A 23,155-nucleotide genomic window follows, 5' to 3' on the forward strand; every position below is an offset into this window, starting at 1 on the left:
GAAGTCGCGGTTATGGAACGTTGCGGGAATGATGTTGCGGTGGACCGCGCCTTCGACAAGCCCACTCAAAGTCTTCATTACGTCGTGTGAGGTTGGCCAAGGCGCTTGGACGACGAATGAGGAAAAACTGAGATACGCTCATGAATTATCCGACAAGAAATATGTACAAAGTGATGGGGGACTTGGCGAGAAGGAACTTCGAAGATTATTTTTTCCGATCGTGTCTATTTCAATTATATCGTAGATAATTGCATCGACATCATGCGGGGACAACTGATCTCGGAAGTCGTGTGCTGGCGGCTGAATCTCCTCGTGATCTCCATCCTGAAAATGAGACAACATGTGAGATCGGTCACGCAGTTGCTGAGATCTGGCGTCAAGAGCTCTCATATTGCCCAAATCGAAGTAAGATGATCTTTCTAACAGTGGTCGGGGCGCCCGGACTTGAACCGGGGACCTTCTGCTCCCAAAGCAGACGCGCTACCAAGCTGCGCCACGCCCCGAGTGTTTCGATGCTATCACGCCCCCGCGCAGCGCGTCAAACGATTCCCGAGCGAGGAATTCTCGCGACAAGCGATGAATACGCTGGCGCTTCCCAGCCTGACCCAAGGGGACGTCGGCGTGATTGATTCTGATGAACGTGCTTCTCCTTCGGCCTCGCTCGCCTCCCTCGCCGAAGCCTACCTGCTGGCGTTATTCGAGACTTACCCGACCATGGCGGCCGGGCTGGGCCTGCACGAGTACGATGGCCGGATGCCGGACGTCCGCGAACCGGCGCGTGCCCGGCGGGTCACAGGCCTTCGGGGCCTTCGCGCTCGATTGGACGCGATCCGCGCGACGGAGTTCGGGCCCGATGACGCGCACGACCACACCCTTCTCGGGCTGGCCATCGATGAAGAGTTGTTCGAACTCGAGCAGTTGCGCGAATTTACGCGGAATCCCCTGGCATTCTCGGGGCCCATCGATGTCAGCGGCTACATTAAACGAGAGTATGCCCCGTTTCAAGAACGCGTCAAGGCGCTGACGGAGCATCTTCAACAGGTGCCCGAGTATCTGGATGGGGCCCGTGCGGCGCTCCGCGAGCGGGTTCCCCGGCCGTTTCTCGATACCGCGCTCGAAGTCTACGCAGGGACCATCCAGTTTCAGGAAGAGGACCTCAGACGCGCGGTGCGATCCGCCGATCCCGACGTGCTCCTGGAGGCGTTCGAACACGCCAACGACGCCGCCGTGGCTGCGCTCCGCCGGTTCGTGCAGTATCTGGAGGATGAGGTTCGTCCGCACGCCGTCGAGGAGTTTGCGATCGGGGAGGACCACTTCCGCTCGATGTTGCAATTGGGTGAGATGGTCGATCTTCCCATCGAGCGCCTGCTCGAGATCGGCCGCGAGGATCTGGCCCGCAACTCGGCCCGGCTCCGGGACGCAGTCAAACGAATCGATGCCGGGGCTTCGGTCCGCGACATCCTGATGCGGCAGGCGCAGGATCACCCGTCGACCGAACGGCTCATTCCCGAGGCCGCAGACCTGCTCGAAGAACTACGGGCATTTGTCGAAGCTGAGGGGCTCGTCGCGATCCCGTCCCAGGTCCGCTGCCGCGTGGAGGAGACGCCGCCGTTCGCCCGGTGGGCGTTTGCGATGATGGATACCTCGGGGCCGTTCGAGACCGCAGGGGAATCATTTTATTATGTCACGCCTCCCGACCCCGGATGGACGGCCGAGCAAGCCGAAGAGTGGCTGCGCAAGTTCGACTACGCGACGCTGCGCGACGTCGGCATCCACGAAGTCTATCCGGGACACTATGTCCATTTCCTCCATATGAAGCAGGTGCCGCGGCCTCTCCGGCGTGTCCTCACCAGTTATTCGTTCGTGGAAGGATGGGCGCACTACTGTGAGGAGATGATGCTCGAGGCCGGCTATCGTGGGGGAGACCCACACCTCCAACTGGCGCAGTTGTCCGAGGCGCTCCTCCGGAACGTGCGGTTCCTCGTGTCCATCGAGATGCACACGCGCGGGCTCACCAAGGACGCCGCAGCCGAAATGTTCGTGGCCGACGCGTACATGGACCCCCTCCCCGCCGACCGCGAGGCGGTGCGCGGGACCTTCGATCCCGGGTATCTCAACTACACTTTGGGAAAGTTGATGCTGAGGAAGCTACGCGACGATCTCAAGCAGGAAGAACACGGCCAGTTTTCGCTACGGCGGTTCCACGATCGCTTGCTGGAGTTAGGCGCCCCTCCGGTCCCGCTCGCTCGCCGGCGGTTCCTCTCGGACACATCCCGCCCGCTCTAAGCGGGACCTACGGCTTGGGCTCTTGGGGCGGTGGCGATGGCGGCGGTCCGCCGGCGGCCCGCTGCGCTTTGATCGCCTCCGCCTTGGCTTTGGCGGCGGCGATCCGTTCCTCTCGGCTCATCTCCTCCCCGGGCTGCGCCGGTCCGGTGGAGGGGGCGGGTGTCGCAGCGCCCGCGGGCTTCGGGGCGGTGGCCCCCGGCGCCGCTGGGGTCGCAGGCTTAGCCGGTGCCGGGACGGCCTTCGGGGCGATCGGTTGGCCGAGGAACTCTTGGCGGAGGTACTGCTCGACGGCCGCATTGATGCGCTCCCGCTGGTCGGCTTTGCCGGCCATGGCGTCCGCCACCCACGCCTTGTCAACCCGATACGTGGTCATACGCTTGCCCTGCGTAAAGTGGACCAGATAGTGCCCCATCGAGTCCTGCAGGACGAGGATCCCCACCTGGAGCCGAAGCGAGATGGCGATTGCGCTCACGAGGTGGAAGACCCACCGTTCTTTCTCGTCCATCGCGGTCGGTGCGAGCGTCTCCGCGACCGACCGGCCGGCGAGCGGATTCACGGGCCGGAGCCGCGCCCGCGCAAACTGTTTCCGGGCTTTGGCGAGGAGATCGTCTTTGACGTCCGCTAACGCCACCGCGACCGAAAACGCCCAGATAAAGAGAATCGCGAAAGTCAATGACCAGTAGGTCAGAAACTTACTCAGGGTCATTCCGCTCCTTTCCGGGTGTCGGGGAGACGTGGCCCTCCGCGATTACTTGGCGCTTCCGGCCGGTCGATCCTTCCCCGGCATATTCAGGATTTCGACCAGGTGGGGCTCTGCCGCCCGGAGCGCCCGGGCCCGATGGCTGATCCGATTCTTGACCTCCGCAGGGACCTCCGCCATCGTTCTGGTCTCCCCCCGCGGCACAAAGATCGGATCGTATCCAAACCCCCCGGCGCCGCTAGGGCGCGTCGCGATCCATCCCTCGCAGATGCCCTCGAAAACATGGACCGTCCCGTCGGGGTGCGCCAGGGCTACGGCGGCGACGTACCGAGCCGTGCGCTTCGGATCCGGAAGCTCCTGGAGCAATTGGAGGATCCGGATGTTGCGTTCGGCATCGGTCGCCGCCGGACCGAGGAATCTGGCGGAATGGACGCCGGGGGACCCCCCCAGCGCGTCGATCTCGAGTCCCGAATCGTCGGCGAGGGCGGTGAGGCCGGAGGCACTCGACACCGTACGCGCCTTTGCCGCCGCATTCTCGGCGTAGGTCGCCCCCTCCTCCGCCACTTCGCCGATCTGGGGGAGATCCATCAAGGAGACCCAGCCGATCTCGAGGTGACCGTAAATGGCCGTCACTTCGCGGATCTTCCCGAGGTTTCGGGTCGCCAGGGCGAAGCGGACCCGCGCCGCGCCGACGCTCACGAAGTGGTGAGGATGTCGGACAGCGCCTCTCGTTGCTTTGCGATCAGGGTGACGATCCCCCGTTCCGCGAGGGCGATGAGGGTGTTGGCTTCTGCTTTGGTGAACGCCGCACCCTCCCCGGTTCCTTGGATCTCCACGAACTTCCCTGACTCCGTCATGACGATGTTCATATCCACTCGGGCTCGGGAGTCCTCTGAATAGGTGAGGTCGAGGGAGGGGACGCCATCGATAATGCCGACGCTGGTCGCGGCCAGGAACTCGCGCACGGGCAACTTGGAGACCGTCCCCGTCCGCTTGAGCAGAGCCAGGGCGTCCATGACGGCGACAAACGCGCCGGTGATGGAGGCCGTTCGAGTCCCCCCATCCGCCTGGAGGACGTCGCAATCCACCCAGATCGTCCGCTCTCCCAACCGCTCGAGATCAATGACGGCCCTGAGGGACCGGCCGATCAGGCGCTGGATCTCGTGGACCCGGCCGCCGACCTTGCCGGTCGAGGCATCGCGGGGACTCCGATCCTGCGTCGCGCGTGGCAGCATGCCGTACTCGGCCGTCAACCAGCCATGACCGGCGCCGCGCAGCCACGGAGGGACGCGGTCCTCGATGGTCGCGGTGCAGACGACGCGAGTATCTCCTAACTCGACCAGCACCGAGCCTTCGGCGTACTTCGTGTACCGGCGCCGCAATACCAAGGAGCGGAGTTCATCCGGCCGTCGTCCGTCGCTGCGTTGCACTCGTGAGGGCTCCTTCCCGGGCATCGCTCACGTGGTCCCGCGCATTGGTCCTCGGCGCGAGCGCGCAGTATCTTCGCGGCAGCGGCAAACCGCTCCTTCGAACGCTCAGGGGGCCGGCGCCGCGGTGCGCGCGCCGAGGTACCGGACGATCGCGCGGGCGATCGCCTCCGCAATCCGCCGCTGGGTAGCAGGACTCCGGAGGAGCCGCTCCTCTGCCGGATTGCTTATGAAGGCCGTCTCGAGGAGCACCGCGGGCATCGGGGAGTTCACGATGACGTAGAAGTCGGCGGCCCGGACTCCCCGGTCGGGCTCACCCAGCGCCTGCACGACCTCGCTCTGGATCACGGCCGCGAGTGACGCGCTCTCGGGGGTCGCGTAGTACGTCTCGGTGCCCTTCTTCGACGAGTATTGACTGGCATTCGCGTGAATGCTGACGAAGACGACGCCGCCTTCTCGACGGGCGATGTCCGGCCGGTCCTCGAGCCCGACCAGGGCGTTGGTGGTCCGTGTCAGGACCACCCGCACATGCTGATGCTCGAGGGCCTGCCGCACCATGTGTCCGATCTCGAGCGTGACATCCGCCTCCCGGACCCCCGTGGGGCCGATCGCTCCGCTGTCCGGGCCGCCGTGGCCCGGATCAATGACGACCGCGGGGGGCCGCTTTGCGGCCCGCGCGATGTCGCTGAGCGCGATCGTCAGCGTCCGGCCTCCATCGGTCGATGTCGTCGTCACGCTCGTCCTCCGATGGAAGTAGACCAGCACTCGAGTGAGGTTCGGCTGGACCTGCAACTGCGCGACCACGATGTTGCGGACCGCGTCGCTCCCGATCTCAAGGTCCTCACGCCGGGGAAGAAACAGGCCGCCCGGGAGATCGACGGCCAATCGATCCGGGTAGGTGAACTGCCGGACGACGGGCGCCACCGGTTGAGAGGCCAGAATGGTCAGCCGTCCCGTCCCTTCCGCGATCCGATAGTCGACCGCCCGGATATGGAACGCCCCCGGAGTGTCGACGAACTCGGGAAGAGATGGGGCCGCGCGGGGCTCGGGGGCGGCGGCGCCGCTGGAGTGCTCCGGCTCGCGTACTGCCGGACCCTGATTGGGTGCCTCCGGAGGACCGGTCGGCGCGGGGTTCGTGTCCCTCGGAAGCGCGTTCCCTGCCGTGGCTGTCCCGGACACGGTGACGGCCACGCCCTCGCCATCGACGGCGACGGCGTAGGGAACAGGACGAATCAGATCGAGGACGACCCTCGTGACATCCGGCCGAACGCTGAACTGGGCGGCCCGGACGGCCACCACGTCTGGATCGCCGACTTCCATCCGTGCGTCCTTCAGGCTATCGACGGCGCTGAGGATATCGACCACGAGACGATCCGGGTCTGTCAGCACAGACACCTGGGTCTGCACCGGACCGGTGGCGTGCACGCGGACCACGAGCCCATCGGTGCCCCGATGCCAGGTCATCCCCGTCACCTGAGAAACCGCTTCGATGATGTCCGCATCCCCGCTGACCCTCACGTAGGCTCCAAGAGTCCGGAGGAACGCTGCGACGGGGACCCACACGGCTCCAGACCGACGGGCGGGGGAGACCGGTAGGGTCACCTGGCTCCCGGCCACGAGCGCTGTGGGATCGCCGACGGTGAGGCGGACCACGGTGCCGGCGCGGGAGGTCACCGTCCCTGCGCGGGCATCGTGCTCCCACGCCACGGTCGCGCCAAATGCTCTGGCGAGCGGGGCGAGCGGCGCCACCAGCACGCCGCGATCGAGAGCCGGAGGCGTGGAAAACGAAACCGGGGTCTCGTTGACAATCACCCGAGGCCGTCCGCTCTGAGCCGGGACCGCGAAGACGGACGACGAAACAGATAGGGCGAGGATCGAGGCGACCGCCAGCGCGGTCCACGCCTGCTTCATCCAGTCCTCCGAAGCTGCGCCGCGCGGGCGACCGATTCCACGGCGGCCGGAGTCCTCCGGCCGCCGTGGTCACGCTGCGAACCCTTGTTATCCTGGGGCTATCGCCCTCGGCTGTGCGTCTGCGACTTGCGGGCGGCGTGACCGTCGCCGCTGCCATTGAGCACAAACCGCCGGTCGAGCGCCTTGAGCCGCTCCATGATGCCGCCGTACTCCAGCTCCTCCATCCCGAGCATCGCCGGGTTGAAGAAGCCTTGCGAGCGGATCTCCGCGCCCTTCCGCACCGCCTGCTCCAAGAACACTTCCCACACCTTATTCCTGAAGAGATCCATCGGGCCGGCGAGGACGCCGTCCTTCATGGAGTACCCGGCCGCCGACACCATGGGCAGGCAGTAAAAAATGCTGGAATCGGTGTTGAGGGGCACCGGGGCGAGCGGCATGTTGTGGCTTCCGCGACAGTCCCCGGCGACGAAGGGGATCTTGCTGAACGCCAACCCAAACTCCTCGGTCGCGGGGAAGATCTTCTGCGTGCGCACGATCGCCACCGGGTCGTCCTTCCCCACGTACCGGCCGGCGATGTGCTTGAGCCGGGTGGTGCTCAGCGATGCCGCCTGCTCGTCCGGGTACGCGCGAGAGGTGATGCTCTTCACGACAAATCGCCCAGTGTCCCGCAGCAGCGCCGCGAGATCGTACAGATCTTCGGGAGCATTCAGTGTGATCTCCCGCTCCGCCTCGGTATGGTTGACATCGACGACGGTGAACGTAAAGCCCTTCCCGACGTCGGGGCTCAGCAGGAGCCCCCCGCAGTACATGGGGTCGCAGAACGTCAGGTAGAGCAGGAGGTTGAACGCGCCGGGCTCGGTCTTGTCGGCGGTGAGCACCATGAAGGGCTCGGCCGCTCGCTCCACGATCTCCATCTCCGCCACCCCGGGCCCCATCCCCTGGATGTTGCCCGAGAACTCGCTCTTGAGGATATCCTGCTTCGCCCCATACAGCCCCTGGCGCTCCGCCACGGACCCGGCCGCGAGGAAGACGTCATAGGCGAGCCGGTGCACGGCCTCGGCTTCGACGCCGTGGCGGTGGGTCATCGTCAGGCAGATGTCGTCCCCCGTGTGGGTCACGCGGAAATCGATCAGCAGCTTCCCGCGCTGGGCCCCCACCATCTCGGAGGCCACGCTGAGCATCTCGGCGCTGGGCTGGGTGTGCCCGCCGATACTCCCTACGTCCGCTTTGATCGCCGTGATCGTGATTGGGGATCGACCCGTGGACCCTGCCATTCCCGCACCTCCAAGGGATGCCTCAAAAGCCTCGCGAGCGCAATCTGAGTGTTGAGGAAATCGTCTAGGCTCTATTATATCCTTTGGGCGTTTTGTTGGCCCACTTCTCGTTGGGCGGGGCGGCTCCTGCGGGCGGACCCGCAGAACTATCCGCATGGGTTAGATCAAAGAGATGACTGCGGGGGGAGGATCAGAGGGTGCGCGTGGGGTCGAGCGCGTCCCGGAGCCCGTCGCCGACGTAGTTGACCGACAGCACGGTGAGGCAGATCATCAATCCCGGAAAGAGCGCCATGTGGGGGGCAAGTGAGAGGTAATTCTGCGAGTCGTAGAGGAGCCGGCCCCAGGTCGGCTCATCGGGGGGGAACCCGAGCCCGAGAAACGAGAGGGTGGATTCGGCGATGATCGCCGTCCCGACGGATAAGGTCGCCGAGACGATCACCGGGCTGAGCACGTTGGGCAGGATGTGCCGGAAGATCTGCCGGCTCGTGCCGACCCCAATGCACCGTGCCGCTTCGATGAATTCCCGCTCCTTGACCGCGAGGAACCCCGCCCGGATCAGCCGGGCCGTGTGCATCCAGTTGAGGCCCCCGATCACGCCGACGATCAGCCAGAAGATCCCCAGCTGCGGGCCGAATGTCCGGGCCAGGCTGTCGCGGAAGAGGTAGATGACGAGCAAGAGGAGCGGTAGCTGCGGCAGCGAGATGAACACATCGGTGATCCGCATCAGCACGAGATCGGCTGTCCGGCCGAAGTATCCCGAGATCGCGCCTACCACCGTGCCCAGGGTCACCGACATCAGCATCGCCGCGATCCCCACGGCGATCGAGATGCGGCCGCCGTTCAGGACGCGGGCCAGCATGTCCTGGCCCAGATCGTTCGTCCCGAACGGATGCGCCCGAGACGGCGCTGCCATGGACGCCCCGAAGTCGATCGCGTTGATAGCCGCGCGGTAGATGAGCGGCCCGACGAGCGTGGCCGCGACGAAGAAGAGGAACGCCAGGGCCCCCAACATCGCCAGGCGGTGACGCCGGAACCGGCGCCACGCGTCGCCCCACAGCGAGCGGGTGTACCGCTGCCGCGCGGCGGCGACCTCCAGGCGAGTGCGGCCCGGCAGCTCGGTGACGCGGTCCGGCTGCGCGCTAACCATACTTGATCCTGGGGTCGAGCACGCCGTAGATGACGTCGGCGATGAGGTTGAAGAATACCACGAGGATGGCGTAGAGGAACGTGATCGCCATCACCACGGGCGTGTCGTTGTTCTGGATGCCGGCAATCAAGAGCGAGCCGATCCCCGGCACCCGGAAGATCTGCTCTGTGACCACGGCGCCCGTGAAGACCGCGGGAAGCCCCAGGGCCAGCAGCGTCACCACCGGAATGAGCCCGTTGCGCAGGACGTGGCGGATGATTACCACCCCCTCGCGTAGCCCCTTGGCCCGGGCGGTCCGGACGTAATCCTGGCTGACGTTGTCCAGCATGGACGAGCGCACGAACCGCATCAGCCCCGCGGACTGGAACAGCGCGAGCACCGCCACGGGCATGACCGCCTGCTTGAGCATTCCCACCGGATCGGTGACCTGGACGTTGAAGATGAAGGGAAGCCAGTGCAATCGCACGCTGAAAATGATGATCAAGAGCACTCCGGTGAAGAACGTGGGGAGCGAGAAGCCGATGAACGCCAGCGTCGTCGAGATCTGATCGAACACCGAGTACTGCTTCACGGCTGAGAGCACGCCGATCGGAATCGCGAGGAACACCGCCACGAGGTAGGCGGCGCCCACCACCCAGAGGTCGGTAGGGAGCCGCTGCAGGATCAGCCGGCTCGCTTCCATGTGGCTTCCGAACGAATACCCCCAGTTCCCCCGCGCGAACGCCGACGCCCATTTCATGTACCGGATCGGGATCGGCTCGTCCAGCCCCAGCTGATGGCGGATGTTCAGCCGGACCTCCGGCGGCACGTCGGGGTTGGCGGCAAGCTGTCCCAGGGGATCGCCCGGCGCCAGGGCCAGGATCCCAAACACGACCATGCTGATCAGGACCAGCGTGGGAACGGAAGCCAGCAGCCGGCGGGCGATATACGCGGTCATCGGCGCGGCCTCCGAGAGGACCCCGGCTTCGGGCCTACCCGGTGCGCCTCCAGTCGGCGATGTTGCGCGTCTCGCTGTCGAACGGGCTTAGGTTCTCTGCGACGTTGAGGCTCTTGGCGCGCGTCGAGACGATCCTGCGAGAGATCAGCGGGAGCGAGACCGCCTGCGACACCACAAGATCGTTCATCTTGATCCAGAGCGCATCGTTCTTCGTAGGATCCAGCTCGACGAGCGCTTGGTCATACATCTGGTTGTACTCCTTGTTGACCCACCGAATGTAGTTGTCGCCGGACCAGTTATTCTCTTTCTGCGCGATGTCCTTGGCCGGATCGCCGCTATAGTACTGGCGCATGTAGTTCGCTGGGAACGGGGAGGTGAACGTGTTGGTGAACATCTGCACATCGCGGTAGAAGTGCGCGGCGGTGTCGTTGTTGCCTGGGGAGCTGCTGAAGAACACCCCCGCGTCCACGGACTGCAGGGTCACGGCAATGCCGACTTTCCCCCAGCCGTCTTTGACGATCTGCTGCTCTTTTTGCCGCAGCGTGTTGACGCTGGTGACGTAGGTCACCTGCAGCTTGACGCCGCCCTTCTGGCGGATCCCGTCGGGGCCCTTCTGCCACCCGGCCTCGTCGAGCAGCTGATTGGCTTTCGCGATGTCGAAGACGCTCTTCGTATTCTTCGAGTTGAGCTTCGAGGGCGTCGTGAGGACGTTCGGCGTGGCGTCCCCCTCCAGGCCGTACAGCTGCTTTGCTATCGTCTCCCGGTCGACCGCCAGGCCGAACGCCTGCCGTACTTTCAGGTCCGTCAGGAACGAGTGGGGCGTCTTGATCGATGCGCGCTGCCCGTCGACCTCCTTGTTGGGGTCGGTCTGGTTTATGTAGATCTGCTCGACCCCGCCGCCCCCTTCCGTGATGACCACACCCTTGCCCGCCTTCGTCATGGCCTCGAGCACCGGCCACTCCACCTGAAGGTTCCAGGCGTAATCGTACTCGCCGGTCTCGAGCACCGCGCGCGCGGCCGACGTCGCGTCACCGCCTCCCTTGATCTGCACCTGCTGGAAGGCGGGCTTGTTGGGATCCCGGTAGAACTCGTTGATCGAGTAGACGACGAGGTCGCCGGGGCGGAACGACTCCACCTTGTACGGTCCGGTCCCGAACGACTTGAGGTTGAACGGAGCGTTGCGGGCGTTGCTGCCCACGTAGGATTCCAGGGCATGCTTCGGCAGAATCATCCCGTTCGAGCCGACAAACGGCAGATACCACGCGGGTGTGGGGGCCTTGAAGGTGATCTTGACGGTGGAGGGGTCCGGGGCCTCGACTTTATCGATGGTGGCGAACGCCGCGTAGGTCGTCGCCCCAGACTCCTTGTTGATCACGAACTGGTACGTGAAGACCACGTCGGCGGCCGTGAACGGACGCCCATCGCCCCACTTGATCCCCGGCTTCAGTTTGTAGGTCACGGACTTCCCATCGGCCGAGAGCCCGCCGTTGGACCGCGACGGGACCTCGGACGCCAGCACCGGTGTGAAGACACCCGCCGCATTCACGGTCAGGAGGGGCTCGAGGCACACGCGCGAGGCGTGGTAGTCCTTGACGCCCTGCGAGAGATGGGGGTTCACGATGGTGGGCGCCTGCCAGTAGAGCAGTTTGAGGACCCCGTTGTCTCCCCGCCTCCCACTCATGGCGGCCCGGACCGGCTGGAGCCCCGCCCCGGCGAGCGCCGACGCCATCGCGCTCGTGGAGAGTCCGAGCATCGCCAGGCGGGCGATCACCTCGCGCCGGGAAAGCCGCCCGGTGGTCCCGAGCGTCACGATCTCGCGCACCTCGTCGTTGCTCACGGGTCGCCTCCCCTGAGACGATTCTGGGTCAGTCTAGGTCTTGCGCCGCCAGTCCGCGATATTCCGTGGTTCGTCGTCGAACGGGCTCATGTTCTCGCCGACGTCCAAGCTCTTCGCCCGCGCTGAAACGATGCGTCGATCGATCAGCGGCAGCGACGCCCCTTGGGTGACGACCAGATCATTCATCTTGACCCAGAGCGCGTCGTTCTTCTGCTGGTCCAGCTCCACCTGGGCCTGGTCGAACATCTGATTGAACTCCTTGTTCACCCAGCGATTGACATTCCGGCCGGACCAGTTATTTTCTTTCTGCGCCAGATCCTTTGCCGGATCACCGCTGTAGAACCGGTTCATGTACGAACTGGGGAACGGCGAGCCAAACGTCCCGGTATACATCTGCACGTCGGTATAGAAGTGGGCGAGGGTATCGTTGTTCCCGGGCGAACTGCTGAAGAACACCCCGGCGTCCACGGACTTCAGCGTGGTCGCGACGCCGATCTTCGCCCACCCCGCCTTGACGATCTCCTGCTCTTTTTGCCGGAGCGTGTTCACGCTGGTCTGATAGGTGACCTGCAGCTTCACGCCGCCCTTTTGCCTGATGCCATCCGGACCCCGCTGCCAGCCGGCTTCGTCGAGCAGCTGGTTGGCCTTGGCCACGTCGAAGACCAGCTTGAGATTCTTGGAACGGAACCGGGTCGGAGTGGTCAGCACGTTTACCGTAGGATCCCCCTCCAAGCCGTAGAGCTGCTTCGCCACGGTCTCGCGGTCGAGCCCCAGGCCAAACGCCTGCCGGACCTTGAGGTCGCTGAGGAAGGGATGCGGTGCCTTCACGGAGGAGCGCTGGCCGTCGATCTCCTTGTTGGGATCGGTCATGTTGCAGAAGACTTGTTCGACACCGCCGCCGCCCTCGGTGATGACCACGCCCTTGCCGGCCCGGGCCATCGCCTCCAGCACCGGCCATTCCACCTGCAGGTTCCACGCGTAGTCGTACTCCCCCGTCTCCAGCACGGCGCGCGCGGCGGAGACCGCATCCCCGCCGCCTTTCAGCTGCACCTGCTGGAACGCCGGTTTGCTGGGCTCTCGGTAGTTCTCGTTGATCGAGTAGACGACAAGATCGCCGGGCCGGAACGTGTCAACCTTATAGGGGCCCGTGCCGAACGACTTCAGGTTGAAGGGGGCGTTCCGCGCGTTGGCGCCGACGAAGGTTTCCAGCGCGTGCTTGGGCAGCACCATCCCGTTCTCGCCGACAAACGGAAGGAACCAAGCCGGGGTTGGCGCTTTGAACGTGATCTTGACGGTGGTGGGGTTGACCGCTTCCACCTTTTCGATGTTGTCATAGCTCGCGTAGGTGGTCGATCCTGTCTCCTTGTTGATGACGAACTGATGTGTGAAGGCCACGTCGACGGAGGTAAACGGCTGGCCGTCGGCCCATTTGACCCCCGGCTTTAGTTTGTAGGTCACCGACTTCCCATCAGGCGACAGCCCCCCGTTGGCCCGAGAGGGGACCTCGGCGGCCAGCACAGGCGTGAATACGCCGGCCGCGTTCACCGTCAGCAGCGGCTCGAGGCACAACCGCGAGGCGTGGAAATCTTTGCTCCCGATGGCGAGGTGCGGGTTCACGATCGTTGGCGCTTGCCAGTAGAGCAGTTTCAGCACTCCGCTCTCTCCTCGCCTCCCCATGGCGGCGCGGGCGGGTTGGAGCCCAGCCCCGGCGAGCGCCGACAGGATCGCACTTGTGGAAAGCCCCAGCATCGCCAGGTGGGCGATGACCTCACGCCGGGAGAGGCGTCCGGTCTTTCCCAGTGTGACAATTTGATGCACGTCATCCTTTCGCATGTGCTACCCCCCCCGTGATTGGCTTCGGCAGGATTCGTGATGTACCTAAGAACTCCTCCGGCTGCGCTGCCTGCCGCCGGCTTCACGATTTCTTTATCATACGCGCGAAGAACTGGGGGTGTTCGCGGTGGGTTAGGCTTCCTCGAAGAGATGTTCTCCCCGGTGGAGACGGTAGGCGATCTGGTAGGTTTGCCCCTGCGCGCGCACCGTCGGCGCGTGCGCGGCCAGGTAGCGGGCCGCGGCGATCAGGGCCGTTGGGGCCTCGGGGGTTTCCCGAAGCCGGGCGAAGAGGCGGAACGCCCCCTCCACCGTTTGGATCGTGTGGAAGTCGCGGTCCTCTCGCAGGAGCACGAAGCCCAGCACCGCCTGCAGCTTCTCGGGGGCACCCCCGCTGTGGAGATACTGTGCGGCGAGCCCGCCGGCCTCGTTCACCTGTTGCTGGCGGTCCAGCAGTCCCGGGAGGTCGTGAAGGATCGCCTCGGGGTCCTCCACGGCCCGAGGCTCGGGCAGATGCGCCGGGGGGATATTGAGAAACCGGTCGAGATAGACGCTCATCGCGGCGTCGAACACGCCTCGCAGCAATTCGTCCGACCGGACCCGATGCAGCCCCTGGTGGACCGCATTGGCGAACGTAAAGGTGTGGAGCGCGGTATCCCAGTCGCCAAACTCGTTGGCGGTGTGGAACTGCGCGATCCGGAGGGCCGCCGCGTACGAAACCGACGCGGCCAGCTCTTCTTCTGTGGCTCCCTCGCGAAGCCCATCCAGCAGGGCGTTCGCGATCGCCTGCGGATCGGTCCCCAGGAGGACCGGGATCAGCGCGTTCCGGCCCGCCCATTCCCGGGGGTGATCCCCTCGCCCCCCGCGGTGCGCGGCCGGGAGCTCCTCGAACGCCCCTTCGAGAATGCGCACCAGGTCGACGGGGTGCCGCCAGGAGTTGTCCTCCTCCATGCGATCGGCGGCGGCGTACCCTCCGACGAGGCTGGCCAGTACGGGCTCGGCGTATTCCCATCCCGCAACGTCCAAGGTCTCGAATGCCTTGTTGGTAAAGTCGAGGACGTGGCCGATCTGGATGTACCGGTGGTCGGTCGCCGCAGCGAAGAGCATATCGGCCATCTGGCGGTGATCCCATCCGGCGCGCACGGCGGAGACGACGCAGCGCTCCGCGCCCTCGGCGTCCCGCACCTCGACGAATTGCCTGAACCAACGCTTGAGCGCAGGGGGCTCCGCGTGGAGTGTTGGAAGCGGACGGATGCCAAACCGTGGCGCCTGGCCGTCGCTGTCCCGCGATACCGCCGACAGCCCGTGGTACAGGGCCCGGGGGCGGTCGCTCGCCGAGAGGATCGGCACGAGGTTCATCATGCACGCGAGGATCGTCAACCCCTGCCCCCACCCGGCCCGTCGGTACTGGGTCCCGAACTCTACCCCGGCCCGGAAGGGCACGACGGGATCGTCCCCCGCGTCGAGCAGCGCGATGACGCCCTTGGCGAGGACGAGCGGGATGTTCCGTTCCAGCCCGATCCGCAGACGCGCCTGCTGGTACGGGCGAGGATCGGGGTCCGCCCCTAGATCCACCCAGACTTCGCCGCCTCGGATCTCGACCGGGAACGCCCGCACGTCACCGGCAAACTGGTCGAACGTCCCGCCGCTCGCCAGGTCGAATCTCGCATGGTGCCAGTGGCAGGTCAGGATCCCGTCCTTGACCGTCCCCCGGTCGAGCGGAAACCCCATGTGCGGACAGCGATTGTCGACGGCATAGATGCGGTCCCCGTGTGCAAACAGTGCAAGCGCGTGGCCGTCGAGATGGACGGCGAGGCACCCCCGGGAGTAAACATCCGCCAGACCGGCCGCGTGCACGAGCCCCGTGCGAACTCGACTCATCTCGTGCTCCTTTCAGATCGACGGTGGGTGGATGGAACGTCGCGCTCCTCTGACTTCGCGCCCCTCTCTTTTATAGTACGATAGCGCGCCGCTCACCCCCCCGCCACCGGCTCAGGGACGGATCACAGGCTGGTCCTTCGTACAGGGGGACGATTGACTCCCTGTGCGGCCGCGGGTACACTGAATGTACCCCCCCCAGGGGGGAAGGGAGGCAACGCGATGGCGAGAACGGTCGTGGGGTTCGACCCTCGGGCAAAAGAGAAAATCCTCGCGCGCCTGCGGAGCGTAGAGGGCCACCTCCGCGGAATCACGCGCATGGTGGAGGAAGATCAGTACTGCGTCGACGTGATCAAGCAGACCAAGGCCGTCCAGAGCGCCATCGACCGGGTCAACGCCTTGTTGCTGGAGCGTCACCTCAATCACTGCGTCAGCGCGGCGATCAAGTCGGATGATGCGCGCGAGCGGGAACGGGTCGTCTCGGAGTTGCTGGACGTCTTCGAGAACGGCCAAGGATAGGGGGCGATGGCGCATACGGTGATCGACCTCCCGGTCGAAGGCATGACGTGCGCCTCGTGCGTCCGCCGCATCGAGCGGGCGCTGGGGCGCCTCGACGGGGTCGGCGAGGCCAGCGTGAACCTGGCCACCGGGAGGGCCCGCGTCGCGGTCGATACATCGGTGACGACCCGCGATCAACTCGATGCCGCGGTTGAGAAGGCCGGGTACCGGGTCGGATCGCGCACCCCCGCCCCGGAGGACGCCTTCTCATGGAACGCTGAGGACGGGCGCGCGCCGGAGGCGGAACGGGGGCTCACCGAGCTTCGGCGAAAGTGGATCACGAGCCTGGCGGTCGGGCTCGCGATGATGGCGTCGATGTACCTGCCCCTGCGGTTCGAGATGGACCTCGTGAACCCATTGTTCCTGATCGCCGCCACGGTCGTGCAGTTCTGGGCGGGCGGCGTGTTCTATGCAGCGGCATGGGCCGCGGGCCGCCACGGTGGCGCGACCATGGACACATTGGTCGCGATGGGCACCAGCGTGGCGTACGGCTACAGTGCGTTCGTGACGCTCTGGCCAACGCTGGCGCAGCGCTGGGGTTTCCCGTTCCACCTCTACTACGAGTCGGCCGTGATCATCATCGCCCTCGTCCTGCTCGGACGCTGGATGGAGGCGCGGGCCCGGACGCGGGCGGGTGCGGCGATCGGAGCGCTCGTGAAGCTCAGGCCGAAGACGGCGCGTGTGATCCGCGGCGGCGCGGAACAGGAAATCCCGGTGGGGACCGTTCAGGTCGGCGATCTCATCCGCGTCCGGCCCGGCGAGAAGGTCCCTGTCGATGGGATCCTCGTTGAGGGGACGTCGGCGGTCGACGAGAGCATGCTGACCGGCGAGAGCCTCCCGGTCGTGAAGGGGCCGGGCGATACCGTCATCGGGGCCACCCTCAACGCGACGGGATCGTTTCTGTTTCGCGCCACGAAGATAGGGCGGGACACGACGCTAGCCCAGATCGTGCGGCTGGTGGAGGCGGCACAAGGATCGAAAGCCCCCATCCAGCGCCTCGCCGACACCGTCTCCGCATACTTCGTCCCCGCCGTCCTGATCATTGCCGTCCTCACATTTGCCGGCTGGCTCGCGTTTGGACCTGAACCGCGCCTGACGCTCGCCCTGACCGCCGCGATCGCGGTCCTCATCATCGCTTGTCCCTGCGCGCTTGGGCTGGCCACCCCCACGGCAATTATGGTCGGGACCGGGAAGGCTGCAGAGTTCGGCGTCCTTATCCGTGGCGGGGAGGCGCTGGAGCAGGCGCGGAGGATCACGGCCATCGTGTTCGACAAGACCGGGACCCTCACGCGGGGCACGCTTCGGGTCACACAGGTGCTCCCCGTGGACGGTGTGACGGAAGGCGAGCTGCTCCAGCTGGGTGCCGCGGCGGAGGTCGGCTCTGAGCACCCGCTTGGGACGGCCATCGTCGACCGCGCCCGCCACCTGGATCTGACGCTCCCCGCAGCGGAAGACTTTCACGCGCTGGCGGGTCAAGGCGTCCGGGCCCGGGTGGGCGGTCGCGAAGTGTTGCTGGGCAACCGGTCGTTGATGCAGCAGCACCGCGTGGCGCTCGATGGACTCGTGGAGCGAGCGGAGGCGTGCGCCCAAGACGGCGCCTCGCCGCTCTACATCGCGGTGGATGGCCGCGGGGCCGGCGTGATCGCTGTCGCCGACACGCTGAAACCGGAGTCGCGCGACGCCATGACACTGCTGCGGGCCCTGGGACTGGAGGTCTGGATGGTGACGGGCGATCATCGCGGCACCGCGCTCGCCATTGCGCGCGAGGCCGGGATCGACCAGGCACATGTGCTCGTCGAGGTGCGTCCGGATCAGAAAGCGGACGTGGTAAAGCGGCTACAGGCGGAGGGGAAGATCGTGGCGATGGTGGGCGACGGCATCAACGATGCGCCGGCGCTGGCGCAGGCCAATCTCGGGATCGCCATCGGGACCGGGACCGACGTCGCGATCGCCGCCTCTGACATTACGCTGATCGGCGGGGATCTCCGCACGATCGCCACGGCGATCGCCCTCTCGCGCAGGACGGTCGGGGTCATCATCCAGGGGCTGATCTGGGCATTCGCGTACAACGTGCTGCTCATCCCTGTCGCCATGGGCGTGCTGTATCCCTGGATCCACGTGCTGCTCAGCCCGGTGCTCGCCGCGGCGGCGATGGCGATGAGCAGCGTGAGCGTGGTGACCAATGCCCTTCGGCTCCGGGGCTTCCGCCCACCGCTATCATTGAGGCCCGACTCTGGAACGGAGGGGAGACCATGACCACCGTTGTTCTGACGGTGCCCGGCATCTCATGCGAGCACTGCGAGCGGACCATCCGCGAGGCCCTGACCCCGGTCAAGGGGATCCAGCGCCTCGACGTGAACATCACGGCGAAGCAGGTGCGCGTCACCTACGACGAAACCCAGGTCGCGACCGAGAAGATGAAGGAGATTCTCCGGCAGGAAGGGTACCCGGTCGCATCTTGACCAAAACGGGGGAGGAGAGATCGATGGCTGCGACGATCCCGGAGCCCGTCAAGACGTTTCTCGAGAAGCCAAATTTCGCTGTCCTCGCCACCCAATCTCGTTCGGGTCGCGTGCAGGCGACGCCCGTGTGGTTCGTGCGTGCCGGCGGCGAGATCCTGATCAACACCAGCGCCGGCCGGACAAAGCTGCGGAACATGGAAGCCAACCCCCAGGTCACCCTGGCGATTGTCGATCGCGAGAACCCGTACCAGTACGTTCAGATCCAGGGTCGGGTTGTGAAGTTCGATAAGGATAACGGCGCGAAAGGCATCGACCGGCTCTCGCAGCGATACATGGGGAAGCCCTATGCGTATTCGGGCGGCGATAACCCGAAGAATCGGGTCAGCATCCACATCGCCCCCGAACGGGTCGACGCACACAACCTCTAGCGACCTGAGGCGACCGGCCGGCGTGGTCGCCTAACGCGGTGGCTGCTGCTGGATCCAGGCAATCACGTCCTCGGCGTTCTTATCAGGGGGGAACACCGGATAGAAGAGTTTGATGATCCGCCCGTGCAGAGCCACCAACGTGAGCCGCTTGATGAGGACCATCGACTCCACTTCAAAGGTGGGCAACCGGAGCGCACGCGCAAACCGCAACTCAGTGTCGCTGAGCAGCTCCATGGGCAGGTGAAGGCGTTCGACCGCCTCGCGCTGGTCATCGGTGGTCTGCGTGCTGAGGCCAAACACCTGCGCGCCCAGGTGCCGCAGTTCCTGATAATGATCTCGGAAGGCACACGCCTGGGGGGTGCAGCCTCGCGCCCCGGGGATCTCATTCCAGCCTGTTGGGATCTCGACGTCGGGCCGGCCGGTGCGCGGGTAGCAGTAGATGACCGTCAGCTCGGGGAGCGCCCCGAGGTTCACCGCTCGGCCGGACGTGGACGCCAAGGACACCGCGGGCAGGCGTGCGCCCGGCAGATGATCGCAGGCTCCATCGTCGATCGGCATAGGCAGGTCCGGTGGAAGTTCGTACAGGTTGTCTGTTCTCGCCATCTGCGTCCCTCAGTAGACCGACGGGGCGTAGACGTTCACCGTCACGAGCGACTCCGCCCCGCTGTTTACGATTTCGTGGGCCTCGCCGGCCTCGATCAAGAGCAGCGCACCGGCGTCCAGCTCGACGCGACGACCCTCGACCACCGCGGCCCCCGAGCCGGACACGACATACAGCCATTGGTCCGAATCGGGATGGACGTTGTCATCTCCGCCGGTCGACTGGCCCGCCTCTAGCACCATCACCGCCGCCTGCGATCGCTCGGTCCCGGCCACGATCCGGAAGAACGACCGCATCCCGCCGGTCTGAACGCGTTTCATGATTCGTCTACGCTCGCGCGGACTGAACGGTTCCAGCCGGCGGCGATCCCTCTCCTCTTTCGTGTCACCCAGCCGGGGAGCCTGCCGGCTGCTTGGGCCACGGAGGAATTCGCGCTCAGATACCCTGAATACTCCGCCCCAAATGGCGTCTCCCGATGCGAAGGGACACCTGGTCGTTCACGAGGATCCACGGCTGGCTGCCCAACTCGACCAGCTGGCCGCCGGCAGCCGCCTGGTGTTCTTCGCCGGACTGCCGGGCACGGGCAAGAGCCTGCTCATTCATCAAATGGCGCATCTCGCGCACGCCGCCGGCCGCGAAATCCACCTCTTGCAGTGGGACGTGGTTCGTCCCCGGTTCGAGGCCGGCCGTGCGGGCGTGCGGCACCCAACCGAGCAGGGGGTAACCCACAGCGTCATCCGAAAGGCGGTCGGCGTCTGGGTGCGCCACGCGATGGTCGCATGGCACCACCACCACCCCGAATCCAGGCACCTGCTGATCGGCGAGACGCCGCTCGTGGGCCATCGCTTCATCGAACTGGCCCGCCGCGAGGACGACGCCGCCGAGCCACTTCTCGCGGCAGGCTCGTGTCGCTTCGTGATTCCAGTCCCCTCGCTCGAGGTTCGCCGGTTCCTCGAAGCCGAACGGGACCGGCGCATCCACCGGCCGGTACATGACCGCGAGCGGGAAGACGCGCCCCCGCACGTCCTTCGCGCTCTGTGGGGCGAACTGGTCGATGCGGGGCGCGCTTTGGGAGTCGACCGCAACGGCGAGCCCGCCGCGGCCCCGCCGTATGACCCCGGCCTTTACGAACGCGTCTACCGGCTCGTGCTTCGACATCGTCATGTGGCAAGCCTCATCGTGGATAGGGTCCTCTCCAACGAAGGCCGCTCGGTCTATGAGTTCCACATCCCCGCACACGACGTCGTGCCTTCCGCAGACGAGACCGATCGCTTCATCGAAAAAATCGAGCAGCAGTACCCCGACTTGAGCGGCCTACAGGACGAAGTTGATCGCTGGTACGTGGTGTGAGCCCCGATTTCCGATCTGACTATGCACGGTGGACTTCGGGGCTGCGAAGGAGTTCGGGGACCAAACTGGAAATTCCGGTCATGGCGGATCACGCCGCTATTGAGCGCATCCACGGCTATTGCGGCTTCTGCATCGCCCGCTGCGGCACCGTGGCGACGGTGGAAGATGGTCGCTTCACGCGGCTGGACCCCGACCCATCGCACCCGACCGGCCAGGCGATCTGCGCCAAGGGGCGGGCGGCTCCGGAAATCGTGTACCACCGGGAGAGACTCACCTACCCGCTCCGCCGGACCCGCCCGAAGGGCGACCCCGACCCCGGCTGGGAACGGATCGGCTGGGACCAGGCGCTGAACCTGACCGCCGCCGCGATGCGCGAGGTCGCCGAACGGCATGGACCGCACGCGGTCGCCTTTACCGTCTCTTCCCCCTCCACGACCGCGATCGCGGATTCCAGCGGCTACATCCGGCGGCTGGCGAACGCCTTCGGCACCCCAAACGCGAACATCACCCTCGACATCTGCGGGTGGGGGCGCGCCTTCGCCACGCGCTACACATATGGCGTCGCCAGCGTCGGCGCCTCCTCCGGGGGCGCCATGCCGGATATCGAGAACAGCGGCGTGCTGATCCTGTGGGGCTACAACCCCAGCTTCACCCGCCTCACCCACGCGACCGCCGTTGTCGCAGCGCTCCGGCGCGGCATGCGGCTGATCGTCATCGACCCGCGCCATGTCGGCCTTGCCGGCAAAGCCGATCTTTGGCTCAGGGTGCGGCCCGGCACCGACGGCGCGCTGGCGCTCGGCCTCGCCAATGTGATGCTCGAGCGCGGCTGGTACGACCGCGACTTCATCCGCAGTTGGAGCAACGGGTCGCACCTGGTACGCGCCGACACAGGCCGCGTGCTGACCGAGCGCGACCTCAATCCGAGCGGTGATGGGGGCCGCGTCCTCTCCTGGGACAGCGTGGCGGCGCGGCCGGTGCCGTATGACACCACCGCGGGGCGGTACGAGGGCGACGGCACCAATCTCGCGCTGGACGGCGAATACGGTGTCGTCACGCCGCGGGGCGAGGTCCTCTGCCACCCCGCCTTCGAGCTGTATAGACGGCTCTGCAGGCGCTACACGCCGGAGACCGTCGAAGCGATCTGCTGGATTCCGCGCGCCCAGGTCGAGGAAGCCGCACGGCTGATCTGGCACGCGCGCCCGGTGTCCTATTACGCGTGGAGCGGCCACGAGCAGCACGCCAACGTCACGCAGACGGCGCGCGCCATGTCGCTGCTGTATGCCCTCACCGGCTCTTTCGACCGGCCCGGCGGCAATGTGCTGTTCGCGGCGCCGCCGGCCGCGCCGATCGACGGCCAGGAGCTGCCGTCGGCGCGCCATATGGCCCCGACAGTGGGCCTCGCCGAGCGCCCGCTCGGGCCGGCGCGGTGGGGCTACGTGACCACCCGCGATCTCTACCGGGCCATTCTGGAGGGGAACCCCTACCCGGTCCGCGTCGTGATCGGCTTCGGCGCCAACATGGTGCTGGCCCATGCCGGCGGCAGGCAAGGGCGCGAGGCCCTCAAGGCGTTGCCATTCTACGCGCATGCCGATCTGTTCATGAACCCGACTGCCGAGCTGGCCGATGTGGTGCTGCCGGTCGCCTCGGCTTTTGAGCGCGAGGCGTTGAAGATCGGCTTCGATGTCAGCCAGGAGGCGCAGTCACTGATTCAGCTCCGTCCGGCGGTCGTGCCGCCGCCCGGCGAAGCGCGCGCGGATACCGACATCATCTTCGATCTCGCGGGCCGGCTTGGACTTGCGGCGCAGTTCTGGAATGGCGACATCGATGCCGCGTACCGCCATCAGCTGGCCCCGACCGGCGTGACGTTGGAGCAGCTGCGCGCCGCCCCCCGCGGCGTGCGGGTGCCGCTACAACCCCGCCACGCCAAATATGCCGAGCCGGACGCGAACGGCGTGCCCCGCGGCTTCGCAACACCTTCGCGCAAGATCGAACTCTACTCGCAAACTTTTCTCGATCACGGCTACACGCCGCTGCCGGATTTTTCTGAGCCGCCTGTCGGCCCCGTGGCGCGGCCCGATCTGGCTGCGCGTTTTCCGCTGATCCTGACGAGCGCGAAACCGTCGCTATTCTGCCAGACCCAGCACCGCGCGCTGTCGAGTCTGCGGAGGCGCGCCCGGCATCCCGAGGTGGAGCTGCATCCCGCGGCGGCGCAGGTACGCGGGATCGCCAACGGGGACTGGGTGTCGATCGAGACGCCGGAGGGCAGCGTACGCGCCCGCGCCCGGCTCAACGCGGACCTCGATCCCCGTGTGGTGGTCGGCGAGCATGGCTGGTGGCAGGGCTGTGCCGAACTCGGCGCGCCCGGCTACGATCCCTTCAGCCCGATGGGCGCCAACTTCAACCTGCTCATCGGCACAGACGCGCTCGACCCAGTCAGCGGCACCGCGCCGCATCGCTCCTACCTGTGCCAGATTCGACCCGTCGCGCAAGGAACGGTGCCGGGACCCCCAAGCCCGTAATCCCCACCGC

At 66.1% G+C, this 23,155-nt stretch carries 19 protein-coding genes and 1 tRNA gene; 7 read left to right on the top strand and 13 right to left on the bottom strand.

All coding sequences use genetic code 11. The annotated features are described in order from the left end of the window. Positions 1 to 426 precede the first annotated feature (426 nt). A tRNA-Pro gene (locus tag VFP86_07035) sits at positions 427 to 503 on the bottom strand. Positions 504 to 621: 118 nt separating this feature from the next. Between VFP86_07035 and VFP86_07040 the strand changes: the two genes are divergently transcribed. After that, a complete protein-coding gene (locus VFP86_07040) occupies positions 622 to 2,286 on the top strand; it encodes a DUF885 domain-containing protein (protein ID HET8999383.1) in 1,665 nt (554 codons plus the stop codon). A gap of 7 nt (positions 2,287 to 2,293) precedes the next feature. Here the strand turns inward: VFP86_07040 and VFP86_07045 are convergent, their stop codons facing one another. The 10 genes from VFP86_07045 to VFP86_07090 form a co-directional block, all read right to left on the bottom strand. Further along, positions 2,294 to 2,992, bottom strand: a complete 699-nt coding sequence (locus VFP86_07045; GenBank protein ID HET8999384.1) for a hypothetical protein — start codon at positions 2,990 to 2,992, stop codon at positions 2,294 to 2,296. 42 nt (positions 2,993 to 3,034) lie between these two features. Continuing rightward, positions 3,035 to 3,685: an RdgB/HAM1 family non-canonical purine NTP pyrophosphatase gene (rdgB, locus tag VFP86_07050; GenBank protein ID HET8999385.1), complete on the bottom strand. Its 651-nt coding sequence runs from the start codon at positions 3,683 to 3,685 to the stop codon at positions 3,035 to 3,037. Next, positions 3,682 to 4,416 carry a ribonuclease PH gene (gene rph, locus VFP86_07055; GenBank protein ID HET8999386.1) on the bottom strand — a complete coding sequence of 245 codons (735 nt, stop codon included), beginning with the start codon at positions 4,414 to 4,416 and terminating at the stop codon, positions 3,682 to 3,684. The genes rdgB and rph overlap by 4 nt, the downstream gene beginning before the upstream one ends. Positions 4,417 to 4,521: 105 nt before the next feature. Next, positions 4,522 to 6,324 (bottom strand): N-acetylmuramoyl-L-alanine amidase, encoded by a 1,803-nt coding sequence (locus tag VFP86_07060; GenBank protein HET8999387.1) that lies wholly within the window; start codon positions 6,322 to 6,324, stop codon positions 4,522 to 4,524. Between the two features lie 98 nt (positions 6,325 to 6,422). Further along, the gene (locus VFP86_07065; protein ID HET8999388.1) at positions 6,423 to 7,598 is read right to left on the bottom strand and encodes a fructose 1,6-bisphosphatase; all 1,176 of its coding nucleotides are present in this window, start codon (positions 7,596 to 7,598) and stop codon (positions 6,423 to 6,425) included. Between the two features lie 190 nt (positions 7,599 to 7,788). Next, positions 7,789 to 8,745, bottom strand: a complete 957-nt coding sequence (locus VFP86_07070) for an ABC transporter permease (GenBank protein ID HET8999389.1) — start codon at positions 8,743 to 8,745, stop codon at positions 7,789 to 7,791. Beyond that, entirely contained in the window at positions 8,738 to 9,682 is a 945-nt protein-coding gene (locus VFP86_07075) for an ABC transporter permease (GenBank protein ID HET8999390.1), read from the bottom strand. The genes VFP86_07070 and VFP86_07075 overlap by 8 nt, the downstream gene beginning before the upstream one ends. Positions 9,683 to 9,716: 34 nt before the next feature. Beyond that, complete coding sequence (locus VFP86_07080; GenBank protein ID HET8999391.1) at positions 9,717 to 11,519, bottom strand: peptide ABC transporter substrate-binding protein; 1,803 nt, start codon at positions 11,517 to 11,519, stop codon at positions 9,717 to 9,719. A 33-nt stretch (positions 11,520 to 11,552) separates the two neighbouring features. After that, entirely contained in the window at positions 11,553 to 13,352 is a 1,800-nt protein-coding gene (locus VFP86_07085; GenBank protein ID HET8999392.1) for a peptide ABC transporter substrate-binding protein, read from the bottom strand. A 132-nt stretch (positions 13,353 to 13,484) separates the two neighbouring features. Then, entirely contained in the window at positions 13,485 to 15,230 is a 1,746-nt protein-coding gene (locus VFP86_07090; GenBank protein ID HET8999393.1) for a Rieske (2Fe-2S) protein, read from the bottom strand. Positions 15,231 to 15,449: 219 nt separating this feature from the next. On the opposite strand from VFP86_07090, the gene VFP86_07095 reads away from it, so the two are divergent. Genes VFP86_07095 through VFP86_07110 form a run of 4 tightly spaced genes read left to right on the top strand, consistent with a single transcriptional unit; the run spans position 15,450 to position 18,675 of the window. Next, entirely contained in the window at positions 15,450 to 15,746 is a 297-nt protein-coding gene (locus VFP86_07095; GenBank protein HET8999394.1) for a metal-sensitive transcriptional regulator, read from the top strand. Positions 15,747 to 15,752: 6 nt separating this feature from the next. Continuing rightward, positions 15,753 to 18,041: a heavy metal translocating P-type ATPase gene (locus VFP86_07100; protein HET8999395.1), complete on the top strand. Its 2,289-nt coding sequence runs from the start codon at positions 15,753 to 15,755 to the stop codon at positions 18,039 to 18,041. After that, the gene (locus tag VFP86_07105; GenBank protein ID HET8999396.1) at positions 18,038 to 18,247 is read left to right on the top strand and encodes a heavy-metal-associated domain-containing protein; all 210 of its coding nucleotides are present in this window, start codon (positions 18,038 to 18,040) and stop codon (positions 18,245 to 18,247) included. The genes VFP86_07100 and VFP86_07105 overlap by 4 nt, the downstream gene beginning before the upstream one ends. A gap of 23 nt (positions 18,248 to 18,270) precedes the next feature. Further along, the gene (locus VFP86_07110) at positions 18,271 to 18,675 is read left to right on the top strand and encodes a PPOX class F420-dependent oxidoreductase (protein HET8999397.1); all 405 of its coding nucleotides are present in this window, start codon (positions 18,271 to 18,273) and stop codon (positions 18,673 to 18,675) included. Between the two features lie 30 nt (positions 18,676 to 18,705). Here VFP86_07110 and VFP86_07115 read toward each other — a convergent pair whose 3' ends face one another. Together VFP86_07115 and VFP86_07120 are read right to left on the bottom strand one after the other, a co-directional pair. After that, positions 18,706 to 19,278 carry a peroxiredoxin gene (locus VFP86_07115; GenBank protein ID HET8999398.1) on the bottom strand — a complete coding sequence of 191 codons (573 nt, stop codon included), beginning with the start codon at positions 19,276 to 19,278 and terminating at the stop codon, positions 18,706 to 18,708. A gap of 9 nt (positions 19,279 to 19,287) precedes the next feature. Then, positions 19,288 to 19,596, bottom strand: coding sequence for a cupin domain-containing protein (locus tag VFP86_07120; protein HET8999399.1), 309 nt, complete (start codon positions 19,594 to 19,596; stop codon positions 19,288 to 19,290). A 142-nt stretch (positions 19,597 to 19,738) separates the two neighbouring features. Here VFP86_07120 and VFP86_07125 point away from each other — a divergent pair, with 142 nt between their 5' ends. Then, positions 19,739 to 20,626, top strand: coding sequence for a hypothetical protein (locus VFP86_07125; GenBank protein HET8999400.1), 888 nt, complete (start codon positions 19,739 to 19,741; stop codon positions 20,624 to 20,626). Positions 20,627 to 20,706: 80 nt separating this feature from the next. Next, entirely contained in the window at positions 20,707 to 23,145 is a 2,439-nt protein-coding gene (locus tag VFP86_07130) for a molybdopterin-dependent oxidoreductase (protein HET8999401.1), read from the top strand. The last annotated feature ends 10 nt before the right edge of the window (positions 23,146 to 23,155 follow it).

It is taken from the genome of bacterium (genome assembly GCA_035703895.1).
In the GTDB taxonomy this organism is placed as follows: domain Bacteria; phylum Sysuimicrobiota; class Sysuimicrobiia; order Sysuimicrobiales; family Segetimicrobiaceae; genus Segetimicrobium.

Coding starts and splice junctions, on each gene's coding strand:
- VFP86_07120 (HET8999399.1), bottom strand. CDS start 19,596: ATGAAACGCGTTCAGACCGGCGGGATGCGGTCGTTCTTCCGGATCGTG.
- VFP86_07085 (HET8999392.1), bottom strand. CDS start 13,352: ATGCGAAAGGATGACGTGCATCAAATTGTCACACTGGGAAAGACCGGA.
- VFP86_07060 (HET8999387.1), bottom strand. CDS start 6,324: ATGAAGCAGGCGTGGACCGCGCTGGCGGTCGCCTCGATCCTCGCCCTA.
- VFP86_07065 (HET8999388.1), bottom strand. CDS start 7,598: ATGGCAGGGTCCACGGGTCGATCCCCAATCACGATCACGGCGATCAAA.
- VFP86_07090 (HET8999393.1), bottom strand. CDS start 15,230: ATGAGTCGAGTTCGCACGGGGCTCGTGCACGCGGCCGGTCTGGCGGAT.
- VFP86_07095 (HET8999394.1), top strand. CDS start 15,450: ATGGCGAGAACGGTCGTGGGGTTCGACCCTCGGGCAAAAGAGAAAATC.
- VFP86_07115 (HET8999398.1), bottom strand. CDS start 19,278: ATGGCGAGAACAGACAACCTGTACGAACTTCCACCGGACCTGCCTATG.
- VFP86_07130 (HET8999401.1), top strand. CDS start 20,707: ATGGCGGATCACGCCGCTATTGAGCGCATCCACGGCTATTGCGGCTTC.
- VFP86_07105 (HET8999396.1), top strand. CDS start 18,038: ATGACCACCGTTGTTCTGACGGTGCCCGGCATCTCATGCGAGCACTGC.
- VFP86_07125 (HET8999400.1), top strand. CDS start 19,739: ATGGCGTCTCCCGATGCGAAGGGACACCTGGTCGTTCACGAGGATCCA.
- VFP86_07110 (HET8999397.1), top strand. CDS start 18,271: ATGGCTGCGACGATCCCGGAGCCCGTCAAGACGTTTCTCGAGAAGCCA.
- VFP86_07070 (HET8999389.1), bottom strand. CDS start 8,745: ATGGTTAGCGCGCAGCCGGACCGCGTCACCGAGCTGCCGGGCCGCACT.
- VFP86_07075 (HET8999390.1), bottom strand. CDS start 9,682: ATGACCGCGTATATCGCCCGCCGGCTGCTGGCTTCCGTTCCCACGCTG.
- VFP86_07045 (HET8999384.1), bottom strand. CDS start 2,992: ATGACCCTGAGTAAGTTTCTGACCTACTGGTCATTGACTTTCGCGATT.
- VFP86_07100 (HET8999395.1), top strand. CDS start 15,753: ATGGCGCATACGGTGATCGACCTCCCGGTCGAAGGCATGACGTGCGCC.